The organism is Nocardioides sp. AE5 (genome assembly GCF_031844485.1).
GTDB lineage: Bacteria > Actinomycetota > Actinomycetes > Propionibacteriales > Nocardioidaceae > Nocardioides.
In genome coordinates, this window is the sequence record NZ_JAUZVI010000011.1 from 72915 (window position 1) to 93814 (window position 20900).

General features: G+C 70.2%; 18 protein-coding genes and 1 other RNA gene. 12 read left to right on the forward strand and 7 right to left on the reverse strand.

Features of this window, described 5'->3' with window-relative positions; genetic code table 11:
* Nucleotides 1-2 precede the first annotated feature (2 nt).
* Nucleotides 3-896: a serine/threonine-protein kinase gene (locus Q9R27_RS15355; protein WP_311253274.1), complete on the forward strand. Its 894-nt coding sequence runs from the start codon at nt 3-5 to the stop codon at nt 894-896.
* Here Q9R27_RS15355 and Q9R27_RS15360 read toward each other — a convergent pair.
* Genes Q9R27_RS15360 through Q9R27_RS15370 form a run of 3 tightly spaced genes read right to left on the reverse strand, consistent with a single transcriptional unit; the run spans nt 886 to nt 3424 of the window.
* Complete coding sequence (locus Q9R27_RS15360; RefSeq protein ID WP_311253275.1) at nt 886-1557, reverse strand: response regulator transcription factor; 672 nt, start codon at nt 1555-1557, stop codon at nt 886-888. The two genes, Q9R27_RS15355 and Q9R27_RS15360, sit on opposite strands and share 11 nt — an antisense overlap.
* Nucleotides 1542-3008, reverse strand: coding sequence for an ATP-binding protein (locus Q9R27_RS15365; RefSeq protein WP_311253276.1), 1467 nt, complete (start codon nt 3006-3008; stop codon nt 1542-1544). Before Q9R27_RS15365 ends, Q9R27_RS15360 begins: the two co-directional genes overlap by 16 nt.
* 44 nt (nt 3009-3052) lie before the next feature.
* On the reverse strand, nt 3053-3424 hold the full coding sequence (locus Q9R27_RS15370; RefSeq protein WP_311253277.1) for a hypothetical protein: 372 nt from the start codon (nt 3422-3424) through the stop codon (nt 3053-3055).
* 98 nt (nt 3425-3522) lie between these two features.
* Here Q9R27_RS15370 and Q9R27_RS15375 point away from each other — a divergent pair, with 98 nt between their 5' ends.
* The 3 genes from Q9R27_RS15375 to Q9R27_RS15385 are packed head-to-tail and all read left to right on the forward strand — an operon-like array spanning nt 3523 to nt 6078.
* A complete protein-coding gene (locus Q9R27_RS15375; RefSeq protein WP_311253278.1) occupies nt 3523-4641 on the forward strand; it encodes a Nif3-like dinuclear metal center hexameric protein in 1119 nt (372 codons plus the stop codon).
* A 40-nt stretch (nt 4642-4681) separates the two neighbouring features.
* Entirely contained in the window at nt 4682-5392 is a 711-nt protein-coding gene (locus tag Q9R27_RS15380) for a C4-type zinc ribbon domain-containing protein (RefSeq protein WP_311253279.1), read from the forward strand.
* On the forward strand, nt 5389-6078 hold the full coding sequence (locus tag Q9R27_RS15385) for a histidine phosphatase family protein (RefSeq protein ID WP_311253280.1): 690 nt from the start codon (nt 5389-5391) through the stop codon (nt 6076-6078). The genes Q9R27_RS15380 and Q9R27_RS15385 overlap by 4 nt, the downstream gene beginning before the upstream one ends.
* Here the strand turns inward: Q9R27_RS15385 and yaaA are convergent.
* The gene (gene yaaA / locus Q9R27_RS15390; RefSeq protein ID WP_311253281.1) at nt 6059-6841 is read right to left on the reverse strand and encodes a peroxide stress protein YaaA; all 783 of its coding nucleotides are present in this window, start codon (nt 6839-6841) and stop codon (nt 6059-6061) included. The two genes, Q9R27_RS15385 and yaaA, sit on opposite strands and share 20 nt — an antisense overlap.
* Before the next feature lie 35 nt (nt 6842-6876).
* Between yaaA and Q9R27_RS15395 the strand changes: the two genes are divergently transcribed.
* Nucleotides 6877-8319, forward strand: coding sequence for an RNB domain-containing ribonuclease (locus Q9R27_RS15395; RefSeq protein WP_311253282.1), 1443 nt, complete (start codon nt 6877-6879; stop codon nt 8317-8319).
* 15 nt (nt 8320-8334) lie between these two features.
* Here Q9R27_RS15395 and rnpB read toward each other — a convergent pair.
* Nucleotides 8335-8722, reverse strand: an RNA gene (rnpB, locus tag Q9R27_RS15400) — RNase P RNA component class A.
* Between the two features lie 110 nt (nt 8723-8832).
* On the opposite strand from rnpB, the gene Q9R27_RS15405 reads away from it, so the two are divergent.
* Nucleotides 8833-9240: a tetratricopeptide repeat protein gene (locus Q9R27_RS15405; protein ID WP_311253283.1), complete on the forward strand. Its 408-nt coding sequence runs from the start codon at nt 8833-8835 to the stop codon at nt 9238-9240.
* A gap of 13 nt (nt 9241-9253) precedes the next feature.
* Here the strand turns inward: Q9R27_RS15405 and map are convergent, their stop codons facing one another.
* Nucleotides 9254-10117 (reverse strand): type I methionyl aminopeptidase, encoded by an 864-nt coding sequence (gene map, locus Q9R27_RS15410; RefSeq protein ID WP_311253284.1) that lies wholly within the window; start codon nt 10115-10117, stop codon nt 9254-9256.
* Between the two features lie 45 nt (nt 10118-10162).
* On the opposite strand from map, the gene Q9R27_RS15415 reads away from it, so the two are divergent.
* Both Q9R27_RS15415 and Q9R27_RS15420 read left to right on the forward strand, forming a co-directional pair.
* On the forward strand, nt 10163-10351 hold the full coding sequence (locus Q9R27_RS15415; RefSeq protein ID WP_311253285.1) for a hypothetical protein: 189 nt from the start codon (nt 10163-10165) through the stop codon (nt 10349-10351).
* 12 nt (nt 10352-10363) lie between these two features.
* The gene (locus Q9R27_RS15420) at nt 10364-10621 is read left to right on the forward strand and encodes a hypothetical protein (RefSeq protein WP_311253286.1); all 258 of its coding nucleotides are present in this window, start codon (nt 10364-10366) and stop codon (nt 10619-10621) included.
* 75 nt (nt 10622-10696) lie between these two features.
* Here Q9R27_RS15420 and Q9R27_RS15425 read toward each other — a convergent pair whose 3' ends face one another.
* On the reverse strand, nt 10697-14104 hold the full coding sequence (locus tag Q9R27_RS15425) for a M4 family metallopeptidase (protein WP_311253287.1): 3408 nt from the start codon (nt 14102-14104) through the stop codon (nt 10697-10699).
* Nucleotides 14105-14240: 136 nt separating this feature from the next.
* Here Q9R27_RS15425 and Q9R27_RS15430 point away from each other — a divergent pair, with 136 nt between their 5' ends.
* From Q9R27_RS15430 to pgsA, 4 genes are all read left to right on the forward strand, one after another.
* Nucleotides 14241-16802, forward strand: coding sequence for a DNA translocase FtsK 4TM domain-containing protein (locus Q9R27_RS15430; RefSeq protein ID WP_311253288.1), 2562 nt, complete (start codon nt 14241-14243; stop codon nt 16800-16802).
* On the forward strand, nt 16799-18613 hold the full coding sequence (locus Q9R27_RS15435; RefSeq protein ID WP_311253289.1) for a RodZ domain-containing protein: 1815 nt from the start codon (nt 16799-16801) through the stop codon (nt 18611-18613). The genes Q9R27_RS15430 and Q9R27_RS15435 overlap by 4 nt, the downstream gene beginning before the upstream one ends.
* A 109-nt stretch (nt 18614-18722) precedes the next feature.
* Nucleotides 18723-20150, forward strand: coding sequence for a 30S ribosomal protein S12 methylthiotransferase RimO (gene rimO / locus Q9R27_RS15440; RefSeq protein ID WP_311253330.1), 1428 nt, complete (start codon nt 18723-18725; stop codon nt 20148-20150).
* Nucleotides 20147-20755 (forward strand): CDP-diacylglycerol--glycerol-3-phosphate 3-phosphatidyltransferase, encoded by a 609-nt coding sequence (gene pgsA / locus Q9R27_RS15445; protein ID WP_311253290.1) that lies wholly within the window; start codon nt 20147-20149, stop codon nt 20753-20755. Before rimO ends, pgsA begins: the two co-directional genes overlap by 4 nt.
* The last annotated feature ends 145 nt before the right edge of the window (nt 20756-20900 follow it).

The following is a 20900-nucleotide window of genomic DNA, read 5'->3' on the forward strand; positions in this document are numbered from 1 at the left end:
CGATGACCACGCAGCGCGTGTCCAAGAGCAGCTGGGGCCTGGCCGAGGGTGACCTGCTCACCGACCAGCTCACCGTGCTCAAGCTGCTCGGTGGCGGGGCTGCCTACGAGGCCTACCTGGCCTTCGACGAGACGACGTACGGTCCGGTCGTGGTGAAGGTGCTGCGACCGGACCAGGTCGACGACGAGGCGTCGATGCGTGGCCTGCGCCGCGAGATCGCCGCCCTGGCCGCCGTCAACCACCCGGTGGTGGTCCGGGGACTCCGCCATGACACGGAGTCCCCGCGGCCTCACGTCGTCCTCGAGCATATCGACGGCCCACGCCTGTCCAGCCTGCTGCGCCGCCACGGCCCCCTGCAGGCGGCGCAGTACCTCCCGCTCGCCATCGACCTGGCCTCCGCGGTCCACTACCTGGGCCAGGTCGGCCAGGTCCACCTGGACATCAAGCCCAGCAACGTGATCATGGGCGCCCCGGCCCGGCTGATCGACCTCTCCCTGATGCGCACCACCGAGGTCAGCGCGGCCCTGGCCAAGCCGATCGGGACCGACGCCTACATGGCGCCCGAGCAGTGCCTGCCCGGTGAGTACGCCGTGCCCTGCCCGGCCAGTGACGTGTGGGGCCTCGGGGCCACCCTGTTCCGTGCGGTCGCCGGCTACCTCCCCTTCGACGAGGGGGACCCGGACGCTGCCGACCCGGTCAAGGTGTGGCCGCAACTCGGGCCCACGATCTATGACCTGCCTGAATCGGTCCCCGCCGAGGTGTCCAGCGTCATCCACGCCTGCCTGGCCACCCTCCCGGGCGACCGTCCGGCACCGGCCGAGGTGGCCGATGCGTTCGCGCCGCTGCTGGAGCGGATGCCCCGCGGCCGGCTGGGCGGCTTCAAGATCAGGCGTTGAACCGGTAGCCCATGCCCCGCACCGTGGAGATGGCGCTCGCGCCGACCTTCTTGCGCAGGTAGCCGACGTACACGTCGACCACATTCGAGGCAGGGTCGAAGTCATAGCCCCACACGTGGTCGAGCAACTGCTCGCGGGAGAGCACCTGCCCGGGGTTGAGCATGAAGATCTCCAGCAGGGTGAACTCGCGTGCGGAGAGTTCGATGCCGTGCCCGTCCACGTGTGCGTTGCGGGTGCGCAGGTCGAGCCGGACCGACCCGGCCTCGAGCACGTCGTCGCGCGCGACGGCCGGTTGCTCACCGGCCTGGCGCAGCCGCAACCGGACCCGGGCCAGCAGTTCGGCGAAGCGGAACGGCTTGGCCATGTAGTCGTCCGCCCCGCCCTCGAGTGCGGAGACGGTGTCGGTCACCGAGTCCCGGGCGGTCAGCACGATCACCGGCACCCGGGAGCCCTGGGAGCGGATCTGGTCCAGCACCTCGAACCCGTCCATGCCGGGCAGGCCGATGTCGAGCACGACGAGGTCGTGGTCGTCGGCCAGGATCAGGTCGAGGCCGGTGGGGCCGTCCTCGGCGACGGTGGTCTGGTGGCCCTCGGCGCGCAGGCCCTTGGCCACGAACGAGGCGATCCGCGCCTCGTCCTCGACGATCAGGATGCGGGCCATGGGTCCTCCGGTGCGGTCGTGCCCTCGTCGGGCAAGGGGGTCAGGACGGGAAGGGTGAGCACGAACGTTGCCCCGCGCGGCTCGGTGTCCTCCACATGGACCGAACCGTGGTGGGCCTGCGCGATGGCACGGACGATGGAGAGGCCCAGGCCGAATCCCTCGTCGCCGGGCAGGACGGTGCTCCGGCTGAAGCGCTCGAAGATCCGCTCCCGGTCGGTGGCGGCGACGCCGTGGCCGGTGTCGCGGACCCAGAACAGTGCCTCGGAGCCGGTGACCCGGGCACCGAAGCTGATCGCGTCTCCGGGGGTGGTGTGTTTGACCGCGTTGTCGGCCAACTGGAGCAGCGCCTGGGTGATCCGCTGCTGGTCGATGACCACCACGGCATCGGTGGCTCCGGCCTCCACCGACCATTCCCGTACGCCGAGCCCACGCGCCTTGGCCAGCACGGCCTCCAGCAGGGGAGCGACCTCGATCGGCTCGGGATGGGTGAAGTCGGGGCGCCCGCTCTTGGTGAGCAGGATCAGGTCGTTGACCAGGCGCGACATCCGGTCCACCTCGTCGAGCAGCAGGTCCCGGGTCTGGGCGACGTCGTGCGGGTTGCCGGTCTCCAGCACCTCGAGGTGGCCGCGCAGGATGGTCAGCGGGGTGCGCAGTTCGTGCCCTGCGGCGTCGAGGAACTGGCGCTGGGTGGTGAAGGATTCCTCCAGGCGGGCGAGCATGTCGTTGAAGGTGCGGGACAGGTCGGTGATGTCGTCGTTGCCGCTCTCCTGCAATCGCAGGGAGAGGTCCGTGGAGCTGATCTCGCGGGCGGTCTGGTTCATCACCCGCAACGGGGCGAGCAGTCGACCGGCCTGCCAGGCGGCCAGTGCCGTGATCACCCCGAGGGAGAGCAGGGCGACGATCGCATAGGTGCCGATCAGGCTCCTCAGCTCCGCCTGGCCGTCGTCGAGGAAGGTGACCACGATCAGGGCGCCGTTGCCCTGGTCGTCCTGGACCGGCTGGATGGTGATCAGCGCATCGCCGTACGCCGTATGGTGCTCGAAGTCGCCCCCGGAGGTGGTCCGGTCGCGGACCAGGTCGGTGAACTCGGGGCTGGTGGCCAGGTCCTGGCGATCCGAGGCGGAGACGATCGCGGCGTGCCCGTCGAGCCAGGCCACGAAGAGTTCGTTCTCGCTGGGCACGTTCCGCTCCAGGTAGACCTGCATCAGCTCCCGGACGCTGGAGAAGGGCTCCGCGGTCCGCGGGTCGAGCCCGTCCTCCTGGAGCGTGCGGAACTCGGCGATCTCCTGGTCGACCTGGGCCATCGCGGCCCGCTCCAGGCGTGCTGACTCCAGGGCATAGATGATCAGGCCGGCACTGGTCAGGGCGAGGGTGACCAACAGGGCAACCGCGGCAGTGATCCGGGTGCGCACCGAGAGCCCGGAGCGCGACGTCCGTGGCGATGCGGTCATGGGCACATCATGGCCGAGCCGGCCGGGCCGGTGCAGCCGCCGGGTCAGTCGTCACTGTCACGCGAGACGGCGGAGACGTCGTCGGAATCGTCGTCGAAGTCGTCGTCATCCGGGTCGTCGCCATCGTCATCGAGGTCTGAGGGACGCGGCTTGACCACCTGGGGTTCGTTCCGTTTCGGTGCGGGTGCCGGCTCTTGCGGTGCCTTGGTCTTCGGGCTGGTTTGCGGGGTGTCACTGGAGGGGTTGCTCGCGGGGCTGCTGGAGGGACCACCGGCAGCGGCGCTGCCCGGCTGGACCAGGACGATCGGTGTCCGCTCGGGCGCCGGGGCATTCGCCGCGACCAGGGCGCCGGCGATGTAGGCGAGCATCGGCATGGCGAGTGCGATGCCGAGGATGGCCTTGTAGGAGTTGCCCATGCGCCGAGCATCGACCACCGTGGTGGGACGGCGATGAGACGAAGATGAGAGGTTCCTCATCAACCCCGGCGTCGGAGGGGGCGGCTAGCCTGTGCCCCATGACCACACTGGCTGAACTCGTCGAAACGATCCACGGTTGGTATCCACCCGCCACGGCGGAGTCCTGGGACGCGGTCGGCCTGGTCCACGGCGACCCCGACGTGAAGGTCAGGAAGGTCCTCCTCGCCGTCGATCCGACCGAGGAGGTCGCCCGTGAGGCGGCGGAGTGGGGCGCCGACCTGCTCCTCACCCATCACCCGCTCTTCCTCAAGCCGGTGCACGGCTTCGCTGCCACCACCCCCAAGGGGCGGACCCTGGCCACGCTGGTCAAGACCGGGTGTGCGCTGCTCACCGCCCACACGAACGCCGACCAGGCGGCCACCGGCGTCTCCGAGTCGCTGGCCCTGGCGCTGGGGCTGGGCGACCTCACCCCGATTATCGGCCTGCCCGGCGAACCCCTCGACAAGATCGTCGTCTTCGCCCCCGCCGATGCTGCCGCACCCGTGCGCGCCGCGATCGCCGATGCGGGCGCCGGGGCGATGGGGGACTACGACCACTGCACCTTCTCCTCGGAGGGACAGGGCCGGTTCCGCCCCCTCGACGGTGCCGACCCGACGATCGGCGAGGTCGGGGAGATCGCGGTCGTCGACGAACACCGGATCGAGGCCGTGCTGCCCCGGCGGCTGCGGACCAAGGTGGTCCGGGCGATGCTGGCCAACCACCCCTACGAGGAGCCGGCGTACGACGTGATCGAGCTCGCCGACCCCGGCACCTCGTCGGTGGGCACCGGCCGGATCGGCACCATCGAGCCCACCACGCTCGCGGACTTCGCCCAACTGGTCGCCGAGACGCTGCCCGAGACTGCCCACGGGGTCCGGGTGGCTGGCGATCCGGAGCGCCCGGTGACCCGCGTCGCGGTCTGTGGGGGAGCCGGCGACTTCCTGCTCGACGAGATGGCCCGCAGCGACGTGGACGTCTACCTGACCAGCGACCTGCGCCACCACCGCGCGGCAGAGTTCGTGGAGTCGGGCGGCCCGGCGCTGATCGACGTGGCGCACTGGGCCGCGGAGTCGACCTGGCTCCCCGTGGTGGCGGCGCGTCTGGCCGAAGAGCTGGGGGATACGGTGGAGCCCCGTGTCAGCGAGGTGCGCACGGACCCATGGACATTCCGGATCTGAGGAGCCGACGCTGAAAGCCGACCCTTCCGCCCAACTGAAGTTGCTCGACCTGGCCGAGGTCGACTCCCGGATCGGCCAGGCGCGCCACCAGCTGCGCACCCTGCCCCAGGTCCAGGAGATCGCGGCACTCGATTCCAACCGGCGCACCCTGGACGACCGGGTCCGTGACGCCCGGATCCGGGTCACCGACCTGGCCAAGGAACAGAAGAAGGCCGAGACCGACGTCGAGCAGGTCCGGGCCCGCCGTGAGCGCGACCGCACCCGGATGGACCAGGGGCTGATCACCAACCCCAAGGACCTGCAGCGGATGACCCACGAGCTGGAATCGCTCGAGCGGCGCATCTCCGACCTGGAGGACGCCGAGCTGGAGGTGATGGAGCAGCTCGAGCAGGCCCAGGCAGAACTGGACCGCGCGCTCGACGAGCAGGGCCACCTGGAGACGAAGCTGGCCGAGCTGGCCACCTCCCGCGACACCACCAGCGCAGAGATCCAGGCCGCCCTGGCGACTGCCGAGTCCGAGCGTGCCCCCGCCCTGGACGGCATCCCCGAGCCCCTGCTCGCCCTCTATGAGCGGATCCGGGAGAAGCAGGGCGTCGGCGCAGCAGCACTGCGGGCACGCCAGTGCGGCGGATGCCAGTTGCGGCTCAACCCCTCCGACCTGGCGGTGATCGCCAAGGCACCCGTCGACGAGGTGGTCCGCTGCGAGGAATGCGGCCGGATCCTGGTCCGCACCCCGGAATCCGGGCTGTGAGCCGCGGCTGGTCGCCGCCAGGCCCGCCACCCACCACCCTGGTGCTGGTCCGCCACGGCGTCACCGGGCACACCGTCGAGAAGCGCTTCTCCGGTGGCCTGGCCAGCGCCAACCCGCCGCTGAGCGACGAGGGCAGGGAACAGGTGGCAGCCACCGCGCGGTGGCTGCGCGAGGTGGAGGTGGACGCACTCCTCGCCTCGCCGGTACGCCGCACCATCGAGTCGGCCGGGATCGTCGCCGAGGAGCTCGGCCACGAGGTGGTCGTCGAGCCGGGCTTTGCCGAGATGGAGTTCGGCGCCTGGGACGGGCTGACCTTCAGCGAGGTCGCCGAGCGGCACCAGGACGAGTTGACCGCCTGGCTGGGCTCGACCGAGGTGGCGCCGCCCGGTGGTGAGTCGATGCGCCAGGTCTCCGAGCGGGTGCTGGCCGGGCTCGAGCGCACCCTCGCGACGTACGCGGGGCAGACCGTCGTGGTGGTCAGCCATGTCACCCCGATCAAGAACCTGATCGCCGATGCCCTCGGTGCGCCGCTGGAGGCACTCTTCCGGATGGAACTCACCCCGGCGTCGGTCAGCGTGGTCTCGTTCTACGAGGGCGGCGGAGCCAGCGGCACCGAGCGGGTCGGCTCGATGCGCCTGTTCAACGCCACCCCGGAAGGGCCTCCGCTCACACTTCGTCGACGATGACGTCGAGCTGGGTGCCCTTCCGGGTCGAGGGCCCCTCCTCGACCTTCCAGCCGAGGTCGCGCAACTGGTCCGCGAAGCCGGCGGGTGTGCGTGGCGCGCCACCGTCAGTGAGCACGGCCCGCACGATCCGCCCCTTGGTCGCCTTGTTGAAGTGACTGACCACCTTGCGGGTGCCGTTGTGCTCGTGGAGCACCCGGACCGTCGCCACGCGGGAAGCCAGTTCCGGCTCCGGGCGCCAGAAGGCGGCGTACATCGTGGAGCGCAGGTCGACCAGGAGCCCGCTGCCCAGGGCTTCCAGCGCGGCCGGGGCCAGGTGGGTGCGCCAGAAGGCCGCCACCGGGCCGGGACCGGGCAGCACCACGTCGCCGGAGAGGCGGTAGGCGGGGATCCGGTCACCGGGGCGGACCAGGCCGAAGAGCGAGGAGGTGATCGCGACCCGGCTGCCGGCACGACGCTTGGCGGCACTGTCCAGGGTGGCGAAGTCGAGGGCGTCGAAGAGGACGCCGGTGTAGACCCGGTCGGCCCGGGCGGTCGGTGCCGTGGCCAGGGCGGCGTTGCGCGCGACCAGGTCGGCCTGGCTGGGGCCCAGGCCCAGGGTCGCCGCGGCCGCCGCCGGCTCGTCGGTGCGGCACAGGCCGACCAGCGCGGCGAGCACCTCGGCCCTGGCCTCGGCCAGGGAGGGCGAACCGAGCGTGGCCAGGTCGAGTGGCTTGCCCCGGGTGGGGGAGGACTTGCCTTCACTGGGGGGCAGCAGGATCAGCACGCGACACAGGTTAGGCGATCGTTAGGGTGGGAGGCATGGCGAGCCGTGTGATGAGAGTCCGTGCCCACGTCGAGGGCGTCGCTGCGCGGGACCTGCGTGCCGGCATCGAGAAGATCCGCTCCGAGATGGGGCTCAGCGAGGAGTTCCCGGCCGAGGTCGAGGCGGCCGCCGCTGCTGCCGCAGCAGACCCGCGCCTGCCGGACCTGGACCGGACCGACCTGCCACTGGTGACCATCGACCCGCCCGGGGCGCGCGACCTCGACCAGGCGCTGCACATCGAACGGAACGGCGACGGGCACCGGGTCTTCTACGCGATCGCGGACCTGGCCGCCTTCATCACGCCCGGCGACCCGATCGACCTCGAGGCCAACCGGCGCGGGGAGACGCTCTATGGCGCCGACTCCAAGATCCCGCTCCACCCGAAGGTGATCTCCGAGGACGCCGGGTCGCTGCTGCCCGACCAGGTCCGCCCGGCACTGCTGTGGACCATCGACCTCGACGGGGAGGGTGAGGGCACCCGTGCGGTGGTGGAGCGTGCCCTGGTGAAGTCGCGCGCCCAGTTGACCTATGCCCAGGTGCAGGACGAGATCGACGGTGGTGCCCCGGCCGAGGTGTTCACCCTGTTGCAGGAGGTGGGGGAGCGGCGCCTGGCCCGCGAGGCCGCCCGCGGCGGGGTCTCGCTGCCGCTGCCGGAGCAGGAGATCGAGATCGATGACGACACCTGGCGCCTCGCCTTCCGGGAGCAATTGCCGGTCGAGCAGTGGAACGCCCAGGTCTCCCTGCTGACCGGGATGGCTGCTGCCTCCCTGATGGTCTATGCCCGGGTTGGCCTGCTGCGCACGCTGCCGCCGGCCGATCCCCGCGACGTACGACGCCTGCACCGCCAGGCCGCGGCACTCGGCATCGAGTGGCCCGCCGAACTCGAATACCCCGACTTCATCCGCTCGCTGGACCCGGCCCGGCCCAACCATGCTGCGATGGTGGTGGCCTGCACCCGGCTGCTGCGCGGCAGCGGGTACGTCGGCTTCGACGGTGAGCTCCCCGAGCAGCCGAACCACTCCGCGATCGCCTCGGAATATGCCCACGTCACCGCGCCGCTGCGACGCCTGGTCGACCGCTATGCCGGGGAGATCTGCGTGGCCCTGTGTGCCGACGAGCCGGTGCCGGACTGGGTGCTGGACAAGCTGGGCGAGCTGCCCACCACGATGCAGGAGTCGGGCCGCCGGTCGAGCCAGTACGAGAACGCGATCCTCAACCTGGTCGAGGCCGCCGTCCTCGAGCCGCACCTGGGGGAGAAGTTCGAGGCGGTGGTGATCGAGGTCGACGAGAAGGACCCGACCCGCGGCGACATCACCATCGAGGAGCCGGCGATCGAGGCCCGGGTGCGCTCCGATGCGCCCGTCCCGGTCGGGGAGCGGGTGCAGGTCACCCTGGACTCCGCCGACATCGGCTCGAGGTCGATCTCCTTCACCCTCTGAGCTGCCCCATGGGGGCGGATGAGCTGGCTCATAGGCCGGGTTCTGTTCGCCGGGGGCCTTGCGACCACTCCGGTTGGCGACCATCCATCTGGGCCTGCTGTTGCCAGCAGCCTCAAGCGATCCACCCGCACGCTCGGGCGGGCCGCCCTCGAACACGTGCTCCTTGATCTTGCTCCGGGTGGGGTTTGCCTAGCCGTGCCGGTCACCCGGCACGCTGGTGGTCTCTTGCACCACCGTTTCACCCTTACCGCCCGGTCCCGACGGATCGGTCCCGGGAGGCGGTCTGTTCTCTGTGGCACTGTCCCGCGGGTCACCCCGGGTGGCTGTTGGCCACCACCCTGCCCTGTGGAGCCCGGACCTTCCTCGGCACCCTTGCAGGTGACGCGGTCGCCCGGCCAGCTCATCCGCAACGCACAGCCTAGACCAGGAACGGCCCGCGGAATGAACCCGATGCCGACGGCGTTGAGCCGTCAACCCACCGCAGTGGGCCACCAACGCCGAGAGGAGTGCACCGTGTTCGACGAGATCCAGATGAAGCCGATCGTCTTCCCGAGCCAGAAGGAGCACCCGTCGGCCGCCTACCGGGTCGCCTTCGACCTGCTCGAGCAGCGGGCCCCGGAGCAGGCGCTGGACGTGCTCGACGAGGCGATCACCGCCGAGCCGGACTCGCTCTCGCTCCGCTCGCTGCGGGCGTGGGCCTACTTCGTGCGGGTCCAGCTCGCCAAGGCGGAGGAGGACCTCCGCTTCGTGGTCGAGCACGACCCCTCCGACGTGTGGGCGCGGCACACCCTGGGGCGGGTCCTGGAGCGCCAGTCCCGCCTGGCCGAGGCGCTGCCGCACCTGCGCCTGGCCGCAGCGATGAGCGGTGCGCCCGACCATGAGCGGGCGGTGCGGCGGGTCGAGCACAGGCTCGCCAGCTGAGGAGCGCGCGGCCTCACGGGTTGGTGAGCACCTCGGCGCCGTCGGGGGTGACCAGCAGGGTGTGCTCGAACTGGGCGCTGCGCCGCCGGTCCCGGGTGACCACGGTCCACCCGTCGTCCCAAATGTCCCACGCGTGGGTGCCCAGGTTGAGCATCGGCTCGATGGTGAACGTCATCCCGACCCGGATCTCGTCGTCGTAGGCGGGGTCGTCGTAGTGCGGCACCACCAGCCCGGAGTGGAAGTGGGTGCCGATGCCGTGGCCGGTGAACTCGCGGACCACGCCGTAGCCGAACCGGGCGGCGTACGCCTCGATGACCCGACCGATGATGTTGATCCGGCGCCCGGGCTTGACCGCCTTGATCCCGCGCTCCAGCGCGGTGCGGGTGCGCTCGACGAGGAGCCTGGTCTCCTCGTCGGGCTCGCCGGCGAAGAAGGTGGCGTTGGTGTCACCGTGCACGCCGTCCAGGAATGCGGTGATGTCGATGTTCACGATGTCGCCGTCCTCGACGACGGTGCTGTCCGGGATGCCGTGGCAGACCACTTCGTTGACACTCGCACACAGCGACTTGGGGAAGCCGCGATAGCCGAGCGTGGACGGATAGGCGCCGTGGTCACAGAGGAACTCGTGGCCGATCCGGTCGAGTTCGTCGGTGGTGACGCCCGGGACCACGTGGCGGCCCACCTCCTCGCGTGCCTGTGCGGCCAGGCGGCAGGCGTTGCGCATCCGCTCGATCGTCGCGGCGTCCTTGACCTCGTCGCCGGTGAACGGGGACGGTGCGGGCTTGCCGACGTACTCCGGGGCAACGATCGAACTCGGCACCCGGCGGCGGGGTGAGACGGTTCCGGGTGTGATCGTGCGTGGGGCGGCGGGAGGCATGGCGGCCACTGTAGTTCGGGAGCGGGGGAGGGTAGTTTCGACCCCATGAGCGACGAGTACTGGTTCTGCCTCAAGCACCACGCGGTCGAAGGCCGTGACGGATGCCGCAACGCCGACCGGCTGGGGCCCTACGGTTCGCATGCCGAGGCAGCGCGGGCGCTGGACAAGGTCGCCGAGCGGAACGAGGCCTGGGAGAACGACCCGGACTGGAACGACGACGTCACCGAGGACTGAGGCGGCCCGACCGTGAGGGTCGTCGAGAAGGCCTCGCCATGGCCATTCGTCGGCATGGGGGCGATGGCCTGTGCGTTCTTCCTGTACGCCGCCGCCTGGCCGTTGGCCCCGTGGTGGGTCTACGTCGGGATGTGGCTGGTCTGGCTCGTCCTCTTCGTGACCGCGACCCGCTGGTGGACGCCGCACCCGAAGCGGGTCCCGGTGCTCGGGATCGCCGCGATCGCCGGCTGGTTCGCGGTCTACCTCGGCGGCGGCCTGCTGCTGTGGTGACCACGCTGCCGTGACGCACCGGAGCCCCCGACCGTGGACGGCCGAGGGCTCCGGTTGTTTCCAGCGGGACTCAGGTCACCTGGTCACGGTGACCACGATCGATCCGGTCTTCGACATGCCGAACGTGGCCGACCCGCCATAGCTCACCTGCAGGTAGTTCTTGCCCACCTTGAGTTTGGAGGCATCGATCTTCAGCGTCCGTTGACCGCCCGAGAGCGCGTAGACGCCGATCGGCTGCTGCGAGCGCAGCAACGTGACCAGTCCGGTCGGCGTGCCGATGCTCGCGGAGTCCACGGTGATCTTGAGCGAGATCGAGCCCGTGCTGCTGATCGTCAGCGGCGTGGCCGTGGCCGTGGTCCGCGAACTCGCCTTGCTCATCGTGATCTTCGTGGTCGACTCCTGCGGCGCGAAGTCGTCATCGCCGGAGTACTCGATCTTCAGGGTGTGCGAGCCGACGGCCAGGCCACGCGGCAACTTGAAGTTGGCCTTGCCGTCAGCGTCGACCGTCCGGGTGCCGTAGGCACGGTCGCCCTCGCTGAGGGTGACCGTCCCGCTCGGCACGACGTCGCCCTCGGTGGAGACCTGGACGTCGAGGGAGTGCTCGTTGCCGTAGCGGCTCGGCTCCGGCACGTGGGTCGCAGCGATCACGGCCGGTGCGGCACACGCGGTGACCTCGACGTTGTCGACGTACCAGCCGTCGAACCCGTTGCAACCGTCGCGGGTCATCACGAACTCGATCTGGATGGTGTCGCCAGCGCCTGCGCCGACCTGGGAGAGGTCGATGCGCGAGGTGCCCCAGGTGCCGACCAGTTCGCCGCCGTCGGTGCCGGTGAACGCCTCCTCGCCGGCGAGCGGGTTGGTGTTGCCTGCGGCAGCCACCTCCAGTTGACCATTGGGTGCGTTGACGACGTACGCCGAGGAGGGAACCGTCTCGAAGTCACCACCGTTGACCGAGAGGCGGACCACGCCGCCGTCCCAGCCACCCTCGGTCGCCACGTAGTGGTCGAACGAGACCAGCGGGGTGACGCCTGCAGGCACCTCGATCTCCGGGCTGATCAACGAGTTGGCACTCGAGATGTCGTCGCTGCCGGGCACGCAGTCACCCTCGACCGGGTCGGTGCCGAAGGCGACCCCGGTGGCGTTGCCGCCGGGCGCCTCGGTCGAGGCGGCCCAGTCGAAGCCGCGTTGCGCACCCTCGGCGAGTTCCTCCGACTGGGGCCAGGCGTCCAGGCCTGCCTCGAAGTCCTCGCTGAACGCCGTGGTCGTCTCGAAGCCCTCACCGCAGGCGCTGCCGGCCTCGTCGGGCAGCAGCGGCTCGAAGGCGCACTGCTCGGTCGGGTCGAGTCGCAACTCCACGGCCTCGGCCATGGCAGCGACCTGGGCGCAGTCGTCGGCGGTGATCTTCTCGTTGTAGGCCTGCTTGTCGTCCTCCTTGGTGGAGAGCTTGTTGAGGCGCTTGCCGGTCAGGTCGGCGCACGAGGCCTCCAGGGAGTCCGCGTGGTCGGCGAAGTTGCTGATCGGGGTCTGGTACTCGTCCATCGCCTTGTAGTAGATGTGCGCGGCCTTGGTCAGGCCGATGCCCTCCACCGTGACGCCGTTGTAGGTGCCACCGTCGACCAGCAGGGCATAGCCGTGGTTCGGCACGCCCGAGTTGCCGTGCACGCCACCGTTGTCATCGGTGGAGCACTTGTATTCGGCATCGCTGACCTTGCCGGGGTCGCCGTAGCAGGTCGGGTTCCACATGTCGCGGATCGCGCCACCGAAGGCGGTCGACTTCTCACCGATCAGCCAGCGGAAGGAGTCCTCCCGCGCACCGCCAGCGTCCTTCATGGTGATGTTGACTGTCTCGCCGTCGGCGATGGCGGAGCGGATCAGTTCCCGGTCGCCCATCCCGATCGACACCGTCGGGGGCAGGCTCGGGTCGTCCCCGGACATGCCGATGGCCGAATCGTCACTGTTGCCGATGATCACGGCCGTGGCGCCGGCATCCCGGGCCACCTCTGCCTTCTGGGTGAAGGGGCAGAAGCCGCGGTCGACCAGGACGATCTGCCCGGTGACGTCCTCGTCGTACGGGGAGCAGCCGTCCAGCGCCGTGCCGCCGTCCTCGACCGCGTCGGTCGGGGTGACCACGTCGCCGGTGATGCCGGTTCCGTCCAGTTGCTCACCGAACGAGGCGCCGCCGGTGAGGCACTCCTTGGCGATGTCGCTCGGGCTGTTGATGCTCAGCAGCGGCACTGCGGGGGAGTTGCTCGAGCAGGTGTCGACCGCCCGCTTCGCGTTGAGGTTGCCCTCGCCCTCGTCGAGGCGGTTGTTGATCAGGTCGACCGTCTCGCCCCAGATGTCGGAGTATGCCTCGTTCAGTGCACCGGCCTGCCACTGGTAGATGAGGCCGTGGCTGTATTCGGTGTAGGCGTGGCCCCATTCGTGAGCGACCACGTCATCGGAGCTCACTCCGTCGCAGTAGTTGGTGGTCTGCCCGTTCCAGTTCGCGTTCGGGCACTGGATCGCCGGGTCGTTGTTGATGGTGAGCATCGGGGCGCCCTCACCGTCGAACGAGTCCCGGCCGAAGGCGTTCTTGAAGAACCAGTAGGCCTCACCGGTGGAGCGGACCATGCTCTCCTGGTCCTCGTTCAAGGTGCCGGGCAGGTCGTCGCCCTCCTCCCACACCTTGGTCAACTGGCGCTGGTCGTCGGCCTCGTAGAGGACCCGCTCCAGTGCGGAGTGGATCATCGAGTAGCGGTTGACCGGCTTGCCGTAGGTCGCGTCGATGAAGACGATGTCGCGCACGTTCTTCTCGTTGGTGACCTCGACGCGCCAGACCAGCATGTTCTCGCCGTCGATGCCGCGCACCATGCCGGTCCGGTAGACCATCAACTCGGTGGTCTTCGCCTCGATCCCGGTGACGTCGGCGGCCTCGCCGTCGTGGCCCGGGGGAGCGGCCTTGACCGCGCGGACCGCGTTGGCGGCGGCCTTGTCCTTGGCGATGGTCGGGGTGACCGAGAGGTCGAGGTCGGGGACGGCCTCACCGTTGACACTGGTGAGGTCGCCGTCGGTGTCCACGTGTGCGCGGATCAGCGTGCCGAAGACGGGAACGCCCTGGTATTCCTGGACATAGTCGACGGTGGTGCCGTGGTCACCCGGGGTCACCGCCGTCTGCTTGAGCTGGTCGGGCTCGGCACCGAAGGCGGCGGCGTACTCATCGAGGTAGGCGTCAGCCTTGGCGGCCGGGGCCGACGCGGTGGACCTCGCTGCCGGTGCGGCGGGATAGAGGTCCCCGCCGGGCTCGGCGCGGATGAAGCCCACCTTGCCGGTGGCCTCCTCCTGGCGGATGGTCGGCGACCCGTCTGCGGCATCGCGCATGGACTGGATCTGGGTGGTGTCGTCATCCTTGGCGACGGCTGGTGCTGTTGCGGTGATCGCGGGCACGGCAGCGAGGCCGGCCCCGACGACAGCCAGGGCGATGCCCTGCCTGAGGAACTTCACGATGTCCTCCAATATTTCCCGAGATAGCCGCGCACGGGGGTGTGTGCGTGACTCGAGTCACACTAGGGACCAGAGGTCGCGACACGCAACCTTGTGATCCATGTGACTGGTGTGACGATCGCATAGAGTCCTGACCATGGCGACCCGTACGTCTTCCCCGCCGGGTTCGCGGAGCAAGGCCCCAGCCAGGAGCAATTCTGGTCGGAGTTCGAGTTCCCGTTCCCGGAGTGCTGGCAGCCAGGCCAAGCGAAAGCCGAGCACGACCAAGCGCAAGCCCGCCGCGGGCTCGCGCCCGGCCCCTCGAGCCGTCCGCAACGGACCTGGACCGATCCTCCGTGTCTTCACGGCCCTGGGCAGTGCCCTGGCGGCCGTCTGGCTCGGCATCGCGCACGGCCTCGGAGCCGTGGCCCGCTCGATCGGGCGCAGCGCCCGCGAGATCCAGCCCGAGCAGCGCCGCGACGGGATCGGCCTCTTCCTCTTCGGCCTCGCCCTCGTCGTGGCCGCGGCCGTGTGGTGGCAACTGCCCGGCGGCGTGATGGACGCATTCCGGACCATGGTCGCCGGCTCGGTGGGCAAGCTCGCCTGGTTCGTCCCGCTGCTGCTGGTCTACATCGGCTGGCGCAACATGCGCGACCCCGAGCGCAACGGCCCGGTGGGCCGCCAGCTCATCGGGTGGGGTGCCCTGGCCTTCGGCGTGCTGGGCGTCGTCCACATCGCCAACGGCAGCCCGCGCCCGGTGATGGGCGACACCGAGCGGCTGCAGCAGGCCGGCGGTGCCATCGGCTATGTCATCTCGAGCCTCCTGCTCGACCTGCTCCGCACGCCGTACGTCGTGGTGCCCCTGCTGGTCCTGCTGGCCGTCTTCGGCGTCCTGGTCATCTCAGCCACGCCGGTCTACCAGATCCCGGCGCGCCTGGCCGAGACCCGGGACCGCCTGCTCGGCCGGGCCCGGCCCGAGGCCGAGGAGCCCATGGCCGAGGAGGAAGCGCCGACCCGCAGCCGCCGTCGCAAGAAGCAGCCCGTCGACGACGAGATCGACCCCGACCTGGGCGACCCGGCGTACGACTCGCCGGTCCTGGAGGACCGCGAGATCAAGAAGCGCCGGGGCAAGGCCGCCGCGGAACCCGTGGCCAGTGACGCTGCTCCCGCCGAGGACGAGAAGGTGGCCCTCGAGCCGCCGCCCCACGCGCAGCTCCCGCAGCGGGTGGAGCAACTGGCCCTCTCCGGCGACATCACCTATTCACTGCCGAACAGCGACGTGCTCAAGGCCGGCTCCACGCACAAGCCGAAGTCGAAGGCGTCCGACGACGTGGTCGACCGGCTCACCCAGGTGCTCGACGAGTTCGGCATCGACGCCCACGTGACCGGATACACCCGCGGCCCGACGGTGACCCGCTACGAGGTCGAGCTCGGCCCCGGCATCAAGGTGGAGAAGGTCACCGCGCTGTCGAAGAACATCGCCTATGCGGTGGCCTCGGCCGACGTGCGCATCCTGAGCCCGATCCCCGGCAAGTCCGCGATCGGTGTCGAGATCCCCAACACGGACAAGGAGATCGTCTCCCTCGGTGACGTGCTCCGCTCGAACACCGCGCGCAGCGACCACCACCCGATGGTGGTCGGCCTGGGCAAGGACGTCGAGGGCGGCTTCGTGGTGGCCAACCTGGCCAAGATGCCGCACATGCTGGTCGCCGGTGCCACCGGTTCGGGTAAGTCCAGCTTCATCAACTCGATGATCACCTCGCTGATGATGCGGGCGACCCCGGACGAGGTTCGGATGATCCTGGTCGACCCCAAGCGCGTCGAACTGAATGCCTATGAGGGCATCCCGCACCTGATCACCCCGATCATCACCAACCCCAAGAAGGCCGCCGAGGCGCTGCAGTGGGTCGTGCGGGAGATGGACATGCGCTACGACGACCTTTCCAACTTCGGCTTCCGCCACGTCGACGACTTCAACAAGGCCGTCCGCGCGGGCAAGGTCGAGGTGCCCCCGGGCAGCGAACGTGAACTGGCGCCGTACCCCTACCTGTGCGTCGTGGTCGACGAGCTCGCCGACCTGATGATGGTCGCCCCGCGTGACGTCGAGGACGCCATCGTCCGGATCACCCAGCTGGCCCGCGCCGCCGGGATCCACCTGATCCTGGCGACCCAGCGGCCCAGCGTGGACGTGGTCACCGGCCTGATCAAGGCGAACGTGCCCTCGCGGCTGGCCTTCGCGACCTCGTCGCTGGCCGACAGCCGGGTCATCCTGGACCAGCCGGGTGCTGAGAAGCTGGTCGGCCAGGGCGACGGGCTCTTCCTGCCGATGGGTGCCTCCAAGGCCGTCCGGGTCCAGGGTTCCTGGGTCGGCGAGGCCGAAGTGGCCGCCGTCGTCAAGCACGTCAAGGAACAGTTGCAGCCGACCTATCGTGAGGACGTCACCGCGCCCGCCCAGAGCAAGCGCGACCTGGACGACGACATCGGCGACGACCTCGACCTGGTGATCCAGGCCGTCGAACTGGTGGTCTCCACGCAGTTCGGCTCCACCTCGATGCTGCAGCGCAAGTTGCGGGTCGGCTTCGCCAAGGCGGGGCGCCTGATGGACATCATGGAGAGCAGGGGAGTGGTCGGACCCAGCGAGGGATCCAAAGCCCGCGACGTGCTGGTCAAGCCCGACGAACTCGATTCGGTGATTGCGACATTGCAGGGGGAGATGTGAGCGCAGCAGGGAACCCGCTCCACGAGGACGGGAGCCACCAGGAGTCCACCGGCAGCGTCCTCGGTGCCGCGCCAGAGCCGGTGGAGATCCACCGCAACGGCGGCCTGGCCGGCATCGTCGGTGTCGCCTCGGCCGCCGTCGCCATCGCGTGGCTGGCCCGCGCCACACAGACCGGCAACGCACTGGACTGGGTGCTCTTCGCCGTGATCGGCCTGGTTGCTGCCCTGTGGCTGCGCGCCTTCGTCGACGCCCGTACGCCGCTCCTGGTCGCCGACAGCCTCGGCGTACGGCTGCGGATGGGCCGTGCCTGGTGCGGCCTGCCGTGGGGTGCGCTGGCCGAGGTGGAGCACCGTCCGCGACGCGGCCTGCTGCGCGACGGTCGCCTGGCGATGGAGCCGCACAACACCGACCGGATCCTCGCCCAGATGGACGCCGCCGGCCGCCGCCAGGCGACGCTCAACCAGAAGATGTACGGCGCCCCGCTGGCCCTGCCGCTCGGCCTCGCCACCAAGGTTGCGGAACTCGACGAGGACCTGACCACCTCCCTGCGCGTGCTGGCGGGGCCGTCGGGCACCCGGGTGGTCGAAGCGGCGTACGCCGACACGGACGGCCCCGACGAGACCGGTGGCAACGGGCCGGTCGCCGAGGAGCCACGCGCCGACGAGGAGCCCGCGCCGGAGGCACCGCGTGGCGGCAAGCACACCGCCCGGCTGCGGGCAGGCATGCTCGGACTGCGGGCCCGGGTCGCCGGCGCCATCGCCCACGCCCGGCCGTCCCCTGCCGACGAGCCGGTGGCACCGGGCCCGGTGGCAGCGCCGCTGACCGCGAGCGCCACCCCGTCGCCGCTGCGTACGCCGGCACCGGTGGCGCGGATTGAGGTCCGCTCCAACCTGGTCCTGGAGGGCAGTGCGGCCCTCAAGCTGGACACCGCCGACGACGAGACGGACGACGGCCTGCCCGAGGGGCGTGAACTGCGCCGTGACGGCAGCGTCAGCCTGGTCGAGGAGACCGTCGTGTGGGGTGACCGGGTCCGCCCGATCGCCACCGCCGGGGAGGCGGTCGAGCCGCTGGTCATCGACGACTTCGCGGCCGTCCCCGCGCTCGAGCCGGTGATCGGGCCCGAGGTCGCTGCGGCACGGACCCGCCTCGGACTGAGCGTGGACACCCTGGCCGACCGCACCCGGATCCGGCCGCACGTGATCGAGGCGATCGAGGTCGACGACTTCGCCGCCTGCGGTGGCGACTTCTATGCCCGCGGCCACCTGCGCACGCTGGGCCGGGTGCTGGGCCTGGATGTCGCCCCGCTGCTCGAGGAGTACGACGCCAAGTACGCCGACGCCCCGATCAACCCGCGCCGCGTCTTCGAGGCCGAACTGGCCACGGGGCTGGGCGGTGGCATCCGGAGCACCAAGGGCGGCCCCAACTGGTCGCTGCTGATCGCGGTGGTGATGACGCTGGTCCTGGCCTGGTCGATCGCCCGCCTGGCGATGGACTCCCCGGTGGAGATCCAGCAGCCCGCGCCGGTGCTGAACGGGTCGGACGGGCCGAACCAGACGGCTCCGTTGTCCCAGAACGTCACGGTCAAGGTGAGCGCCACCGGCCGCACCCACCTCGAGGTGCGCGACGGTGCCGACCAGGTGGTCTTCGACGACGATGTCGACTTCGGTGAGGTGCACCGGATCGACATCGCCCCGCCGGTGCGGGTCATCGCCGCCGACGGGGGTGCCATCGAGGTCGCTGTCGATGGGGTCGACCGCGGCACCCTGGGTGCGGACGGCAAGGAAGCCAGCAAGACCTACCGGGCGGAGTGAGCGGAGCCACGCACGCCGTGGCGGCCTCCGGTTGTGCCGAACCGATGCCGGACCGGCATACTCAGAGGCAACCATGACCACTTCACACTTGCGCCCCGCTGACGGACTCATCGCCGTTTCGATGGTGACCCTCGGATGCGCCCGCAACGAGGTCGATTCCGAGGAACTCGCTGGCCGGCTGGAAGCAGACGGCTTCCGCCTCGTCGACAGCCCGGAGGACGCGGACACCGTCGTGGTCAACACCTGTGGCTTCGTGGAGGCCGCGAAGAAGGACTCGGTCGACACCCTGCTCGAGGCGGCTGACCTCAAGGCCGATGGCCGCCCCCGCGCCGTGGTCGCGGTCGGGTGCCTGGCCGAGCGCTATGGCAAGGACCTGGCCACCTCGCTGCCCGAGGCGGATGCGGTCCTCGGGTTCGACGATTACCCCGACATCGCTGATCGGCTCCGTTCCATCCTGGCCGGGGAGAAGCACCACCCGCACACGCCGTCGGACCGGCGTCGCCTGTTGCCGATCAGTCCCGTGGACCGCGACGCCAGCACGGTCAGCGTGCCGGGCCATGCGTCCCTTGACGCCCCCGACCTGCCTGCGTCCCAGGCGCCTGCCTCGGGTCCACGCGCCGTACGCCGTCGCCTCGACGGTGGCCCGATGGCCCCGCTCAAGCTGGCCAGCGGCTGCGACCGCCGCTGCTCCTTCTGTGCCATCCCGAGCTTCCGCGGTTCGTTCGTCTCGCGGCGTCCCTCCGACGTGCTCGCCGAGGCGCAGTGGCTCGGCTCGCAGGGCGTGAAGGAACTCTTCCTGGTCAGCGAGAACTCCACCTCCTATGGCAAGGACCTGGGCGACCTGCGCCTGCTCGAGACGATGCTCCCGGAGCTGGCCGCCGTCGATGGCGTCGAGCGGGTGCGCGTCTCCTACCTGCAACCGGCCGAGACCCGAGACCCGCTGATCGAGGCGATCGCGACCACGCCGGGCGTGGTGCCCTACTTCGACCTCTCCTTCCAGCACGCCTCGGCCGGGGTGCTCCGCCGGATGCGGCGCTTCGGCGACCCGGAGAGCTTCCTCGGGCTGCTGGATAAGATCCGTGCCCTCGCGCCGACCGCGGGGGTGCGGTCCAACGTGATCGTCGGCTTCCCCGGCGAGACCGAGGACGACCTGGCCACCCTGTGTGACTTCCTGGTGGCGGCGCGGATGGACGTCACCGGCGTCTTCGGCTATTCCGACGAGGACGGCACCGAGGCCGAGGGATTCACCGGCAAGCTCGATGCCGACGAGGTCCGCGCCCGCACCGAACACGTCACCGCCCTGGTCGAGGAGCTCAACGCCCAAAGGGCCGAGGAGCGGATCGGCGAGCAGGTCGAGGTGCTCATCGAGTCGCTGGTCGACGGGATCGCAGAGGGACGGGCAGCCCACCAGGGACCCGAGGTCGACGGCACCACCACGCTCCACGACCTGCCCGCGACCTGCCGGGTCGGCGACCTGGTCGCAGCCACCGTCATCGGCACCGAGGGCGTCGACCTGGTCGCGGAGGTCGCCCGGTGAGCGAGGAGGCCGTGGCACGGCCGAGCAACTGGAACCTGCCGAACGCGCTGACCACGCTGCGGATCATCCTGGTGCCGTTCTTCGGCGTCGCCCTGCTGATGGACGGTGGCGACTCGATCACCTGGCGCTGCATCGCCTGGGCGATCTTCTTCGTCGCGATGGTGACCGACAAGATCGACGGCGACATCGCCCGGGCCCGCAACCTGGTCACCGACTTCGGCAAGATCGCCGACCCGATCGCCGACAAGGCGATCACCGGCATGGCGTTCATCGGGCTCTCGATCGTCGGCGACATCTGGTGGTGGGTGACCATCCTGGTGCTGCTGCGCGAATGGAGCGTGACCCTGCTGCGCCTGTCGATCATGAAGGACGTGGTGATCGCGGCCGCCCAGAGCGGCAAGGTCAAGACCATGCTCCAGGCGCTGGCGCTGGGCGGGCTCTGCCTGCCGCTGATGCAGGTCGACGGTGCCCTGGACGTGCCCGGTGAGGTCATCTACTACCTCTGCCAGGTGCTGCTCGGCGCGGCGGTGGTGATGACCCTGTGGTCGGGCTACGAGTTCTTCCGCGACGCGTGGCGCCAGCGCACGCAGGCCCGTTCCGCCTGACCCTTGCCATAGCGGTGGCCGGGCTGGTTCACTGCCGGGACGAAATGCTGTCTCGGGGATTTCGTCCTTCGACACTTCTGGTCGCCTGAGGGTCACCTGAAGTTCTTCCTCCATGGTGGGTCGTGTTGCCCGGGTCAGCCAGAGT